Annotated in this window: 12 protein-coding genes; 7 read left to right on the top strand and 5 right to left on the bottom strand. The window is 73.9% G+C overall.

Annotated features, from left to right (window positions below; genetic code table 11):
* Positions 1-379: peptidoglycan-binding protein (locus DEP02_RS32775; protein WP_198668706.1), on the top strand; the 379-nt coding region annotated here is incomplete at its 5' end.
* A 72-nt stretch (positions 380-451) separates the two neighbouring features.
* Positions 452-943: a flavin reductase family protein gene (locus DEP02_RS32770; protein WP_112471302.1), complete on the top strand. Its 492-nt coding sequence runs from the start codon at positions 452-454 to the stop codon at positions 941-943.
* Positions 944-961: 18 nt separating this feature from the next.
* On the opposite strand, the gene DEP02_RS32765 is transcribed toward DEP02_RS32770, so the two are convergent.
* The 3 genes from DEP02_RS32765 to DEP02_RS32755 all read right to left on the bottom strand — a co-directional run bounded on the left by DEP02_RS32765 (position 962) and on the right by DEP02_RS32755 (position 5,378).
* Positions 962-3,325, bottom strand: coding sequence for a SpoIIE family protein phosphatase (locus tag DEP02_RS32765; protein WP_112471305.1), 2,364 nt, complete (start codon positions 3,323-3,325; stop codon positions 962-964).
* 442 nt (positions 3,326-3,767) lie between these two features.
* Positions 3,768-4,148 carry a hypothetical protein gene (locus DEP02_RS32760; protein ID WP_198668705.1) on the bottom strand — a complete coding sequence of 127 codons (381 nt, stop codon included), beginning with the start codon at positions 4,146-4,148 and terminating at the stop codon, positions 3,768-3,770.
* A gap of 306 nt (positions 4,149-4,454) precedes the next feature.
* Positions 4,455-5,378, bottom strand: a complete 924-nt coding sequence (locus DEP02_RS32755) for a MurR/RpiR family transcriptional regulator (protein ID WP_198668704.1) — start codon at positions 5,376-5,378, stop codon at positions 4,455-4,457.
* A 232-nt stretch (positions 5,379-5,610) separates the two neighbouring features.
* Between DEP02_RS32755 and DEP02_RS34235 the strand changes: the two genes are divergently transcribed.
* A complete protein-coding gene (locus DEP02_RS34235; protein ID WP_198668703.1) occupies positions 5,611-5,772 on the top strand; it encodes a hypothetical protein in 162 nt (53 codons plus the stop codon).
* A 32-nt stretch (positions 5,773-5,804) separates the two neighbouring features.
* Positions 5,805-6,203, top strand: coding sequence for a DUF3662 domain-containing protein (locus DEP02_RS32750; RefSeq protein ID WP_112471303.1), 399 nt, complete (start codon positions 5,805-5,807; stop codon positions 6,201-6,203).
* 125 nt (positions 6,204-6,328) lie between these two features.
* Here DEP02_RS32750 and DEP02_RS32745 read toward each other — a convergent pair whose 3' ends face one another.
* Positions 6,329-7,015, bottom strand: a complete 687-nt coding sequence (locus tag DEP02_RS32745) for a nucleoside/nucleotide kinase family protein (protein ID WP_112471300.1) — start codon at positions 7,013-7,015, stop codon at positions 6,329-6,331.
* A 126-nt stretch (positions 7,016-7,141) separates the two neighbouring features.
* Between DEP02_RS32745 and DEP02_RS32740 the strand changes: the two genes are divergently transcribed.
* The gene (locus DEP02_RS32740; protein ID WP_112471299.1) at positions 7,142-7,891 is read left to right on the top strand and encodes an HAD family hydrolase; all 750 of its coding nucleotides are present in this window, start codon (positions 7,142-7,144) and stop codon (positions 7,889-7,891) included.
* A complete protein-coding gene (locus DEP02_RS32735; protein ID WP_112471298.1) occupies positions 7,888-10,230 on the top strand; it encodes a glycoside hydrolase family 65 protein in 2,343 nt (780 codons plus the stop codon). The genes DEP02_RS32740 and DEP02_RS32735 overlap by 4 nt, the downstream gene beginning before the upstream one ends.
* A gap of 23 nt (positions 10,231-10,253) precedes the next feature.
* Here the strand turns inward: DEP02_RS32735 and DEP02_RS32730 are convergent, their stop codons facing one another.
* Positions 10,254-10,637, bottom strand: a complete 384-nt coding sequence (locus tag DEP02_RS32730; protein WP_112471297.1) for a BlaI/MecI/CopY family transcriptional regulator — start codon at positions 10,635-10,637, stop codon at positions 10,254-10,256.
* A 141-nt stretch (positions 10,638-10,778) separates the two neighbouring features.
* On the opposite strand from DEP02_RS32730, the gene DEP02_RS32725 reads away from it, so the two are divergent.
* Positions 10,779-12,275 carry a hypothetical protein gene (locus DEP02_RS32725; protein WP_112471296.1) on the top strand — a complete coding sequence of 499 codons (1,497 nt, stop codon included), beginning with the start codon at positions 10,779-10,781 and terminating at the stop codon, positions 12,273-12,275.
* Positions 12,276-12,372: the final 97 nt, after the last annotated feature.

Here is a 12,372-nt window from a genome sequence, read left to right as displayed (position 1 = left end):
CGTCGCGGTGGCCGTCGCCGCGGCCGCCCTGACCGGCTTCGGCTGCGCCCTGCTGCTGCCGGCCAGGGGCGAGGCCGGCGCCGCACCGGCCGTGCCCCCCACCGCGACGGTCACCGCCACCGTGTCGGTCGACCCGGACGGCCCGGGCACCCTGCGCGAGGGCGACACCGGCCCGGACGTCACCGAACTGCAGCAGCGCCTCCTGCGCGTCCCGGACGTCTACCGCGACGGCTCCACCAGTGGCCACTACGACAGCACACTGAAGGCGGCCGTGGCCCGTTTCCAGCTCTGGTACGGCATCAGCGGCGACGAGACGGGCGTCTACGGCGACGACACCCGCCGCGCCCTGGAGTCCCGTACGACGCTTGGCGGCGGGTGAGAGGGGCAGACGTCACCGGGGTGTGCTGAGCTGGTGCCACCCAGCGGCTGCGGCGGACGGAGCGGGACGGGCATGACGGGGCAGAACGCGTTCATCGACCGGCTGAATCCCGACATGTGCGTGGTGACGGCCGCGGCGGGCGGGGAGCGTGCCGGGTGCCTGGTCGGGTTCGCCTCGCAGTGCTCCATCCGGCCGCCGCGGTTCGTGGTGTGGCTGTCCAAGGCCAACCGGACCTTCCGGGTGGCCGAGCACGCCGACCACCTCGCCGTGCACCTGCTCACCCGGCGGCAGCACGCGCTGGCGGCCCTGTTCGGCGGCCGCACCGGCGACGACGGAGTGGACAAGTTCACGGAGGTGCGCTGGGCGGAGCGGCGCGGCGGGGCCGTCGTACTCCAGGACGCGCCGGCGTGGTTCGTCGGCCGGGTGGTGCTGCGCCTGGACGCGGGCGATCACGTGGGTTTCGTCCTCGACCTCGTGGAGTCGGGCGGCGCGGACGGCTCCGGCGGGCCGTCGCTGCGGCTTCAGGACGCGCTCGACATCTCCCCCGGGCACCCGGTCGACTGACCTGCGCCCGGACCCGCCCTACGCCGGCGGCGTGGGCATCCGGATGTCCAGGACGCAGACGTCGTCCCGGCGTTCGCCCTCCAGCATCGTGGCCAGCAGCGGCCCCAGCGAGCCGGGGGTGTCGGCGCGGTGGGCCGAGGCGGCCTCGGCGAGCCGCGCCAGGCCCCGCTGGATGCCCTCGCCGGGCCGCTCGACCAGGCCGTCGGTGTAGAGCAGCAGCCGGTCTCCCGGCTCCAGCCGGCACCGCGCCTCCTCGAACACCGGGTTCCTGCTCGCCCCGAGCAGCACCCCGCGCGGGCGCTCGAGGTAGCGGGGCTCGCCCCGGCGCAGCAGCAGCGGTGGCAGGTGGCCCGCCTGGGCCCAGAGCAGGAGGTGCTCGGCCGGCTTGTAGCGGGCCAGCACGAGGGTGGCCGTGCCGTGCGTGTCGCGGGAGTGGATCAGCAGGGTGTTCAGCCGGGACAGCGCGCCCGTCAGCGAGGAACCCGTGAAGATCATGCCCTTGGCGGTGAAGCGGAGCTGGGCCATGGTGGCCACCGCGTCGATGCCGTGCCCGGCCACGTCACCTATCACGAACAGCGCGTCACCGCCCGGCAGTTCGATCGTGCTGAACCAGTCACCGCCGACGTTGATCCCGGACTGGGCGGGCAGATAGGCCACGTCCACCAGCAGCCCCGCCCGGCGCACGGGCCGGCGCGGCAGGGGCAGCAGCGCGTGCTGCAGCCGGCCCGCCAGCATGCGCTCGGCCTGCAGGATTCCGTGCTGGGCCAGCATCGCCCGCTCGCTCTCGACCAGGGCGAGTTCGGCGCTGCGCTGCGCGGTGAGGTCCTGCACGAAGCCGTGCACCTGGACGGGTGTGCCCCCGGCGTCCGGGACGGCCTCGGCGACGGCCCGCAGATGCCGTACCCCGGCCGTCGTACCGATCCGGAAGGACGTGTCGAACGGCTTGCCCTCGGCGAGCAGTTCCCGCACGACCCGGGCGAGCGCGGGCCCGTCCTCGGGCAGGGCGAGGTCCGGCAGCTCGTTCAGGCGGACCGGGCCGGACGCGGGGTCGCGGTCGAACAGTGCGTAGACCTGGGACGACCAGGACGCCTCGTGCGTGACCAGGTTCCAGGTGGCCCAGCCGAGCCGGCCGAGGCGCTGCAGATCCGCCAGGCGCTGCTCCTGCCGGTCGGAGGAGCCGTGCCGCACCACGGTGACCACCAGGGCGTCGCCCAGCCGGGCGGCCCGTACCGAGTACGTGGACAGCTCCTGGCCGCCGTTCACGAACTCCTGCTGCGCGAACGGCTCGCTCTCGTAGGGCTCCCCGGTGGCCAGCGCGTCCAGCCAGCCCTGCCACAGCGGCTCCTGGACGACGGCCGGCCAGCACTCGAGGACCCGCAGGCCGACCAGTTCGTCTCCGCTGCGGCCGAACACGTCGACGGTCTGCGAGGTGGCTGCGTCGATGCGGTAGTCCTCGACCTCGCCCGACGGCGACCGCACCGGGGTGAGCAGCAGTGTCATGCCCGGAAGGGCCCCGAACAGGGCGTGGACCCCGCCCGCGGCGCTGTCCACGGCGGGCTCCGGCCGGTCGGCGAAGGCACGCAGCCGGCCGGCGCACAGCCGGGACACGCCGCGCAGCAGCTCCCGGGTGCGCGGGGTGAAGGCGCCCGGCCGGTCGCGCAGCACACCCATGGCCACGTCCGCCGAGTCCCCGCTGAGCACGGGCAGCCAGGCGCGGGAGGGCCACCGGTCGCTGTCCTCCCCGATCAGCAGGTACCGCTTCCTGTCCTCCTCGACGTCCTCCAGCCAGCGCTCCTCGTGGCTGCCGAGGGCGTCCCGCGCGGCGATCCCGCCGACCGGCGGCACGTGCCGCCACTGGCCGGCGAGGGTCTCGTCGATGCCGGCGTGGCCGATCAGCTCCAGGCCGCCGCCGGTGGGCAGCTGCCGGTAGATCGTCACCGCGTCGGCGCCGACGGGTGCGGCCAGGTGGTCCAGCAGACACCGGGCGAGGTCCTGGGGGGTGCCGGCCCGGGCCAGGGCCCGGCCGAGGACGGCGAGGACGGCGGAGTCCTCGCTGTCCTCGGCCGCGGTGGCTGCCCCGGCGTCGGCGGGCGGGATCTCGGCGGAGGCCGGTGCGGTGCAGACGGGCGCGGGGGAGAGTGCGACGACCCGGTCCAGCGGGGGCACCAGGCTGCCGAGCGTGAGCCGGCACTCCTCCATCAGCGTCCGGTTCGCGGCCTTGGACCGCTGCACCAGCTCCTCGTGCGCGGCCTCCGGGGAGCAGCCGGTCAGCGCCATCAGCGCCCCCTTGGCCCGCTCCAGGACGGCCGAGGTCGCCGCCAGATCCTGCAGCCGGTCGAGCTCGGCGCGCTGTCTGGCCACCACCTCGGCCAGCGCCGCCATGTCGGGCACGGCGCCGGACTCCCCGGGGAAGGCGGGTTCGCTGGTCACGCGACGAGCATCGCACATACCATGCGGTTGGATCACCGGGCTGCCGGGCCGGATCCGCGTGGGACTGTGGGGGCCGGGGGCGGGTGGGGTTGTGCGGGCTGGAGGCCGGCGGGGCTGTGCGGGCCGAGGTTTGCGTGAGGCTTGTGCGGGTTGGGTCTACCCGTGGCTGTGCGGGCCGCGGGGCCGCGCGTGGGGCCCTGTGGGCCAGGGCCCGTGCGTGGCTGTGCGGGCCGGGGGCGGGTGGGGGCTGTGCGGGCCGAGGTCTGCGCGGGGTCATGCGAGTTGGAGTCTGCCCGTGGCTGCGCGGGTCGGGGCCCGTGCGTGGCCGTGCCGGCCGGACCCGCGCGCGGCGGTGCCGGCCGGAGCCGGGTGCGGTCGGGTGGGCCCGGAGGGGTCAGCGCTGGGTGCCGCGCTCCACGAGCGCCTCGGTCACCGCGCGGACACTGCGGGCGATGTGCTGCAGCTGCAGCAGCTCCGCCGCGTACAGCTTGATCGTGTGCTCGATGACCGACTCCGGCATGCCGAACCGGGGCAGCTCGGTGCGCGCCGTCTGCAGGGCGGTGCGGGCCACCCGGATCTCCTGCTGGACCTGGATCTGCGCATGGCGGGCGAGCAGCACCGGATGGCGGATCAGCGCGGGGTAGCTGCCGTAGCGCGACGGCACCAGTTCGCGCAGCCACTTGACCGCCGAGCGCTCCCAGTCGTAGCTGCCGGGGGCCTTGACCTGGCAGGGCCAGTCCGGGTTGATGCGCGTGGTCGTCAGGGGCATGATCATCGCTTCCGGGTGTGCGGCGTCGAGAAGGGTGGTCCGACGGGTGGGGGCGGCCCCGGCCTAGGGGATGACCGGGGCCACCGCGGGCGCTCGCGCAGGCGATGCCCGGCCGAACACCCCGTGCGCCGGCACTGGTGGAGACGGCGGCGCGGGGTGTCCGTGTGCGGGGTGGCACGTGCCGGGCAGTGGACCGGCCGTGATCCGTGAGCAGTATTTATATATGCCGTGTACTTTGCAAGACGTATGAAAACATTCATGTCTGCTCCGAACGGCGGCTCTCACCCGGAGTGACACCAGGCAGGGATCCGGTCAGTCCCGGAGGAAGAACTGGTGCTGGTCGGCGATCTGCTCGTACTCCTCCAGCCGCGCCTGGGTCCGCTCGGGGTCGGCGTCGGTCATGGCCTGCAGCAGCGCCGCGCACATCACGCCGGCTGCCGCGTAGGAGTCGAAGACCAGGCGGGAGCCGGTGCCGGTGGCGAAGGTGACGTCGGCCTCGTCGGCGACCGGCCCGAGCGCCAGGTCGGTGATCAGGGCCACCTTGAGCCCGGCGTCGCGGGCGACCCGTACGGCGGCCAGGGTCTCGTGGGCGTGCCGGGGCAGGGAGAACGCCAGCACCCAGGTGCCGCCGGCCTCACGGGACTGCAGCAGCGCGTCGTAGGCGACGCTGCCGCCGAGGGTCACCAGCCGTACGTCCGGGTGGATGCGCCGCGCCGCGTAGGCGAAGTACTCGGCGAGCGACACCGAGATGCGCAGGCCGAGCACGGTCAGCGGGGCGGACCGCGACAGCTTGCGGCCGGTGTCGATCACGAGGCCGGGATCGGCGAAGTCCCGGCGCAGGTTCTCCAGGTTCTCGATCTCCGCGTCGACGGCCGCCTGGAGTTCGTTGCCCCGGTCCTCCTCGGCCGCGCCAGGGCCCCCGGCCAGCGTCCGCAGCGCGATGGACTGGAGCTTCTCGCGCAGCGCGGGGTAGCCGCTGAAGCCGACCGCCGCGGCGAACCGGGTCACCGACGGCTGGCTGACGCCGACCCGGTCCGCCAGTTCCGTGATCGACAGGAACGCCGCCTCGGCGATGTTCTCGATCAGGTACTGGGCGATGCGGCGCTGCCCGGGAGACAGGTGCGGTCCGTCGAAGAGCGCTCGGAGCTGGGACGCCGGGGCGGCCTGAGCCCGCGGCGCCGCCCTCCCCGAGGTGATCGTGGACGCCTGTGCGCGAGCCTGCTGCGGCGATGGCACCGGGGTGCCTCCTTTGTCTCCCACAGAGGTTCAACATAGCTCACTCACCGTCATGACCAGGGGGTGCGTCGAACGCGTTCGACCGCGCCCGACGCGTTCGACCACGACTCCGCAGCCCCGGCAAACCGGAATGACACCCTCCGGATTTTGGCGGGCGGATGGATACGCGCCCCCCGCGGGGGAACCCGCCGCCAGGAGAAGATCCCCACCGACACACGAGGAGCAGTGCGCCATGACCGTCCCCGAGGAGAACCGGCCCAAGACCGACACCACCGACGAGGTGCTGGAGAACCGGCAGGAGGACAGGCCGAAGGAGCCGGGCGCCACCGGCCGCACAATGCGCGAGGCGATGGAGGAGGCCGAGATCCGCCCCGACGACTTCGAGGAGAAATGACCCGGACGGCCCTTCGGCGGGTGAAGGCCGCCATGAGCGCACTCAGCGCGCTGGAACAGGCCCTGGAGAACCGGTGGGAGGCGCTGTGGGCGCGGCTCGCCGGCAAGGAACCGGTCGAACTCCTCGCCGCGCTGCGCCGCGAGTGCGACGCCAACGCCGTCGTGGTCAGCGGGCGACGGGTCATGGTGCCCAACGCCTACGACGTCGAACTCGCCGACTCCGTGTACGACGAACTGACCCGGCGCGGCAGCAACGTGGGCCAGGTGCTCACCGACAGCCTGGCCCGGCACGCCGAGCGCCGCGGCTACGAGTGGGCGGGCCCGCTGACCGTGCGCATCGCCCGATCCGGCCAGGTGCCCAACGGCCGTTACCGCGTGGCCGGCCGCGTCATGCCGCACGTCAGCGCGGAGGGTTTCCAACCCCCGGAGTGAACAGGGCACTTGTGGTCGGCCACCGCTGCTGGAGAGTGGTCGAGTGACCGACCTCGCCGGCCGGCCGGAGCCGGTCAGCTCGGCCGGCCGTCCCTGCACCTCGGCGACCGCGGAGTCCGGCACCATCAGCAGTCCCTGCACCCGCCTCGGGGGCACGCCATGCGCCGGCCGGACGGCACGGCCGCCTCCGGCACGATCAGGTCCGCGCGGTCCCGGGTCGCCGCGACCAGGTCCGCGTTGCGCTGGTCGGTGCCCAGCACCCAGTCCACCGCCTCCTGGTGCGCCTTGCCGAACTCCTCGTGGCGGGCGACGAGACGGCGGACGCGCTCGGACTCGTCGAGTTCACAGAACCACACCTCGTCCAGTTCGAACCGCACCCGCGCCCAGGGACCGGTGCCCAGCAGCAGGTAGTTGCCCTCCGTCACGACCAGCCGGGCCGACGGCGGCACCGGGACCGCACCCGCCAACGGCTGTTCCAGGACCCGTTCGAACCCGGGCGCGTACACCGTCTCGTCCCGCTCCTCGCGCAGCCGGCGCAGCAGCGCCGCGTACCCCGCCGCGTCGAAGGTGTCCGGCGCGCCCTTGCGGTCCAGGCGGCCGAGCCGGCCGAGTTCGGCGTCGGCGAGGTGGAAGCCGTCCATCGGGACGTACGCCGCCCACGGCTCGCCGTCGCCGTTCAGGGCGCGTACCAGATGCCCGGCCAGGGTCGACTTGCCCGAGCCGGGGCTGCCCGCGATGCCGAGGAGCGCGCGCCGCCCGGTCCCGGTGAGGGCCCGGGCACGGGTGAGGAGGTCGTCGAAGGTCAGCTCCACACGCCACAGTGTGGCACCCGGACGGCGGCCGATCCTGGCGTACCGTGGGCATCCGTTGGTCGGAAAGAGCGTCAGACGGGGCACTCGACACCCTCTCGAAGCCGCCACGCGGGGAAAGGCGCCTGCATGACACAGCTCGGTCTGCCCGAAGACATCACCGTCTGCCTCTTCGACCTGGACGGGGTGGTCACCAGGACGGCCGTGGTGCACGCGGCCGCCTGGAAGGAGACGTTCGACGCGTTCCTGCGGGAGCGGGACGGCGCGGACTTCCGGCCGTTCGACCCGGTCGCCGACTACGACGAGTACGTCGACGGACGCCCCCGCGCGGACGGGGTGCGCACCTTCCTCGCCTCCCGCGGCATCCAGCTGCCCGAGGGCACCCCCGACGACCCGCCGGACGCGCGGACGGTCAACGGGATCGGCAACCGCAAGAACGAACTCGTCCTGCGGAAGATCCGCACCGAGGGCGTGGAACCGTACGAAGGCACCCTCCGCTACATCGAGGCCGTCCGGGCCGCGGGCCTGAGGACCGCGATCGTCTCCTCCAGCGCCAACACCCGCGCCGTGCTGCGCTCCATCGACGCCGAAGGCCTCTTCGACGTCCGCATCGACGGAGTGGTCGCCCGCGAGCGCGAGCTGCCCGGCAAGCCCCACCCCGACACCTTCCTGGCCGCCGCCCACGACCTGGGCGCCGACGCCGGGCGGGCCGCCGTCTTCGAGGACGCGCTGGCCGGCATGGAGGCGGGCCGCTCGGGCCACTTCGGATACGTCGTCGGCGTCGACCGCGCCGGGCAGCGGGACGCGCTGTACGCGCACGGCGCCGACGTGGTCGTCAAGGACCTCGCCGACCTCCTCGCGGGGGGTGACGCCGCGTGATCACCCACCGTTCGTACGCCGTCGAGCCGTGGACCGTGCGCGAGACGGAACTCAGCCTCGACGTCCTCGCCCAGAGCGAGTCCGTCTTCGCGCTGTCCAACGGGCACGTCGGCTGGCGCGGCAACCTCGACGAGGGCGAACCGCACGGCCTGCCCGGCTCCTACCTCAACGGCGTGTACGAGGTGCACCCGCTGCCGTACGCGGAGGCCGGCTACGGCTACCCCGAGTCGGGCCAGACCATCATCAACATCACCAACGGCAAGGTGCTGCGGCTGCTCGTCGACGACGAGCCGTTCGACCTGCGCTACGGCCGGCTGATCTCCCACGAGCGCGTCCTCGACCTGCGCCGCGGTGTGATGGAGCGGACCTGCGAGTGGTGCTCGCCGGCCGGAACCCGGATCCGGGTGCGCGCCACCCGGATGGTCTCCCTCACCCAGCGCTCCATCGCCGCGGTGGCCTACGAGGTGGAGCCGGTCGACTGCCGGGCGCGCGTGGTCGTCCAGTCGGAGCTGGTGGCCAACGAGCAGCTGCCCGAGTCCGACGGCGACCCGCGGACGGCGTCGGCCCTGCGGTCCCCGCTGGAGCCGGAGCAGGACTTCGCCTCCGGTCACCGGCTGCGCCTGGTGCACCGCACCCGGCACAGCGGCCTCAGGGTGGCCGTGGCCGCCGACCACGTCGTCACCGGCCCCGAGCACACCACCACCGACAGCGAGAGCCACCCCGACCTGGCCCGCCTGACGATCGCCTCCGTCCTGGAGCCGGGGCGGAAGCTGCGGGTGGAGAAGCTCGTCGCCCACGGCTGGTCCGGCGCCCGCTCCCTGCCGGCGATGAGCGACCAGGTGGACGCCGCCCTGGCGGCCGCCGCGCACAGCGGCTGGACCGGCCTGGCCGACGAACAGCGGGCCTACCTCGACGACTTCTGGGCGCGCTCCGATGTCGAGGTGGACGGCGAGGAGGAGATCCAGCAGGCCGTCCGCTTCGGCCTCTTCCACGTGCTGCAGGCCGGTGCCCGCGCCGAGGAGCGGGCGATCCCGGCCAAGGGGCTGACCGGCTCCGGCTACGACGGGCACGCCTTCTGGGACACCGAGATGTTCGTGCTGCCCGTGCTGACCTACACCTCGCCGGACGCCGTGGCCGAGGCGCTGCGCTGGCGGCAGAACACCCTGCCCGCGGCCCGGGAGCGCGCGGCCCAACTGGGTCTGCGCGGCGCCGCGTTCCCGTGGCGGACCATCGAGGGCCAGGAAGGGTCGGGGTACTGGCCCGCCGGGACGGCCGCCTTCCATGTGAACGCCGCCATCGCGCGCGCCGTGGTGCGCCATGTCGCGGCGACCGGCGACGAGGACTTCGAAGTCGACACCGGGCTCGAACTGCTCGTGGAGACCGCCCGCCTGTGGCGCTCGCTCGGCCACCACGACCACCGCGGCACCTTCCACATCGACGGCGTCACCGGCCCCGACGAGTACAGCGCGCTCGCCGACGACAACACGTACACCAACCTGATGGCCCGCGGGAACCTGCTGGCCGCCGCCGACCTCGTCGAACGCCACCCGAAGGAGGCCGAACGCCTCGGCGCCGACGACGAGGAGAGCGCCTCCTGGCGGGACGCCGCCGAGGCGATGAACATCCCGTACAACGGCGAACTGCGGGTGCACGAGCAGAGCGCGGGCTTCACCCGCTACCAGCGCTGGGACTTCGCCGGCACCCGCGCCGACCAGTACCCGCTGATGCTGCACTTCCCCTACTTCGACCTGTACCGCAAGCAGGTGATCAAGCAGGCCGACCTGGTGCTGGCGATGTACACCTGCGGCGCCGAGTTCGACGAGGAGCACACCGCCCGCAACTTCGCCTACTACGAGCCGCTGACCGTGCGGGACTCCTCGCTGTCGGCGTGTGTCCAGGCCGTCATCGCCGCGCAGACGAGCCATCTGCGGCTCGCCTACGCCTACACGGTCGAGGCGGCCCTGATGGACCTGGAGGACCTGGAGCACAACACCCGCGACGGGCTGCACATCGCGTCGCTGGCCGGCACCTGGATGGCGCTGGTGGCCGGGTTCGGCGGCACTCGCAGGGCGGGCGAGACGCTGCGGTTCTCGCCGCGGCTGCCGGAGAAGTTCAGCCGCCTCGCCTTCATACTGCAGTTCCGCGGCCGCCGGCTGCGGGTGGAGATCACCCAGCGGAGCGCCACGTACTCACTGGTGGACGGGGAGCCCCTGACGATCCGCCACCACGGCGCCCCGGTCACGCTCCGCCCGGACGCCCCCGAGGTCCGTCCGGTCCCGCCCCCCGTACACCGGCCCGCCCCGGAACAGCCCCCGCACCGCAAGCCCCACGTCCACTGACCCCCGGGTGCGGGCGGCGGCCGTCAGGCGGCGCCTTCGGTGAGCAGGTCGCGCAGGGCCCGCGCCTGCTCGGGGCTCAGCCCGGTCACGAACTGCCGCAGGGCGGCGATCGGGTCCGGGCCCCGGTGCAGGGCGTCGTGCATCGCCTGCGCGGTCAGCTCCGCCGCGTTCTTCGTGGGCCGGTAGGCGCCGCGCCGTCCGTCCACCTCGCGCAGCACCAGGCCCTTGTCGTAGAGGCGCTTGAGGATGGTGTGCACGGTGTTGTAGGCCAGGCCGCCGCCGATCTCCAGCTGGATCTCGGCCGGCGTCAGCGGCCGCTCCGTGGCCCACAGAGCGGCGAGGACCGCGCTCTCCAGCTCGCCCGAGCCGCGCCGTTCCGTCCTGCCGTGAGGCCCACCGCCAGCCATGCCCTCAACCTTACAGCGCGTAGGGAAAACAGGCGTTCGGTGGTGTTCCGCCCGCGAGCGGGCACATCACGGGATAGTTTGTCCCTGTTTCTCGCGATGTCTCTTTGACGTTCCTGATGCGTGCAGGGGTGAGGGGTGGAGATGGCCGACAGTACGCACGCCATACTCGCCGGGACGCGGCGATCCGGACCGCTGTCCGGCCCACGCGGCGGCCCCCGGGCCCGCGGCGACGTCCTCGTCGCGGCGGTGGCCGTCGCCTTCACTCTCGCCCAACTCCTCCTGGTCCGCCCCGGCATGGGCCTCGGCTGGGACGAGACCGTCTACGTCAGCCAGGTCAGCCCGCACGCACCGGCCGCCTTCTTCAGCGCCCCGCGCGCCCGCGGCGTCCCGCTGCTCGTCGCACCGGTCGCCTCTTGGTCGTCGTCCACCGCGCTGCTGCGCGTCTACCTCGCGGTGCTCTCCGGACTCGCCCTGTACCTGGCCCTGCGCGTGTGGCGGCACGCCTTCCCCTCCCGCGTCCTGGCCCTCGCCGGCGCCCTGTTCGCCTCCCTGTGGGTGACGCTGTTCTACGGCCCGCAGGCCATGCCCAACTACTGGGTCGCCATCGGCGCCCTGACCTGCGCGGGCTGTTTCCTGCGCGTACGGCCCGGCCGACGCGACCGCGCCGCACTGTGTGGCCTGGCCGGCGGCGCCGCCCTCATGGCGCTGATGCGCCCCATGGACGCGGTCTGGGCCGTCCTCCCGCTGCTCGCGCTCGCCGTGCTCAAGCGCCGCCTGCCGCCGCTCGCCGCGCTGCTCGCCGGACTGGCGGCCGGCTCCGCCCAGTGGGTGATCGAGGCGTACACCGGCTACGGCGGCCTGCTGAAGCGGCTGTCCGACGGCTCGGCCATCCAGGGCGGCCTGGGCTGGCACTTCGCCGTGGCCGACCAACTGCGCAGCCTGGGCGGACGAACCCTGTGCCGCCCGTGCACCGGCGCGGTGCCCAACGTGGCGATCACCGCCTGGTGGTACGTCCTGCCGCTGCTCGCCCTGCTGGGCCTCGCCGTGGCCCTGCGCGCCCGGCGGACCCCGCCCACCCTGGTGGCGCTGGCCTGCGCCGCCACGGCCGCCTTCCCCTATCTGTTCCTGATCGGATACGCGGCTCCCCGCTTCCTGCAGCCCGCCTACGCCCTGCTCGCGATCCCGGTCGCCGACGCCCTCGTCCACCTCGTCGAGGCACCCGGCGGCCAGTGGAGGCCCCTGGCCCTGTCCCTGGTCGCCCTCGGCCTCGCCGGACACCTGGCCGTGCAGTACGCCGTCCTCACCCACACCGTCCAGCGCACCACCGCAGACCGCCGGGCCTGGTCCGGCACCGCCGCCGACCTGCACCGCCTCGGCGTACGCCCGCCCTGCCTGCTCACCGGCAGGAACGCCGTCCCGATCGCCTTCTACACCGGCTGCGGCTCCGCCGCGACCGACGGCCACAACGCCAACACCACCCGGGCGATCATCGAACGGACCGCCCGGCGCATGCCGGTGGCCACCCTCACCACCCCCGACGGCACCCCACCCGCCTACGCCCGCACCTGGCCCTCCCACCGATCCGGCGACCTGCGCCTGTACATCGCGCCCCGGCCGCGCACGAACACCGGCCCATGACGCCCCACCGCCCACCGCCGGGCGCCGACGGGCCTGACCGGGGCCGACCGCCGGTGTCCGCGGCGGCCGGCCCCGCCACCCGGACCCGACCGGCGCC

It is taken from the genome of Streptomyces triticisoli, from assembly GCF_003270085.1.
Lineage (GTDB): Bacteria > Actinomycetota > Actinomycetes > Streptomycetales > Streptomycetaceae > Streptomyces > Streptomyces triticisoli.
This window is presented reverse-complemented; position numbering and strand designations above follow the sequence as displayed.

Bases quoted from the DNA above. Each gene is read 5' to 3' on its own strand.
- DEP02_RS32770 (WP_112471302.1), top strand. From the start codon at position 452: ATGACGGGGCAGAACGCGTTCATCGACCGGCTGAATCCCGACATGTGC.
- DEP02_RS32765 (WP_112471305.1), bottom strand. From the start codon at position 3,325: ATGGCGGCGCTGGCCGAGGTGGTGGCCAGACAGCGCGCCGAGCTCGAC.
- DEP02_RS32760 (WP_198668705.1), bottom strand. From the start codon at position 4,148: ATGATCATGCCCCTGACGACCACGCGCATCAACCCGGACTGGCCCTGC.
- DEP02_RS34235 (WP_198668703.1), top strand. From the start codon at position 5,611: ATGACCGTCCCCGAGGAGAACCGGCCCAAGACCGACACCACCGACGAG.
- DEP02_RS32750 (WP_112471303.1), top strand. From the start codon at position 5,805: ATGAGCGCACTCAGCGCGCTGGAACAGGCCCTGGAGAACCGGTGGGAG.
- DEP02_RS32740 (WP_112471299.1), top strand. From the start codon at position 7,142: ATGACACAGCTCGGTCTGCCCGAAGACATCACCGTCTGCCTCTTCGAC.
- DEP02_RS32730 (WP_112471297.1), bottom strand. From the start codon at position 10,637: ATGGCTGGCGGTGGGCCTCACGGCAGGACGGAACGGCGCGGCTCGGGC.
- DEP02_RS32725 (WP_112471296.1), top strand. From the start codon at position 10,779: ATGGCCGACAGTACGCACGCCATACTCGCCGGGACGCGGCGATCCGGA.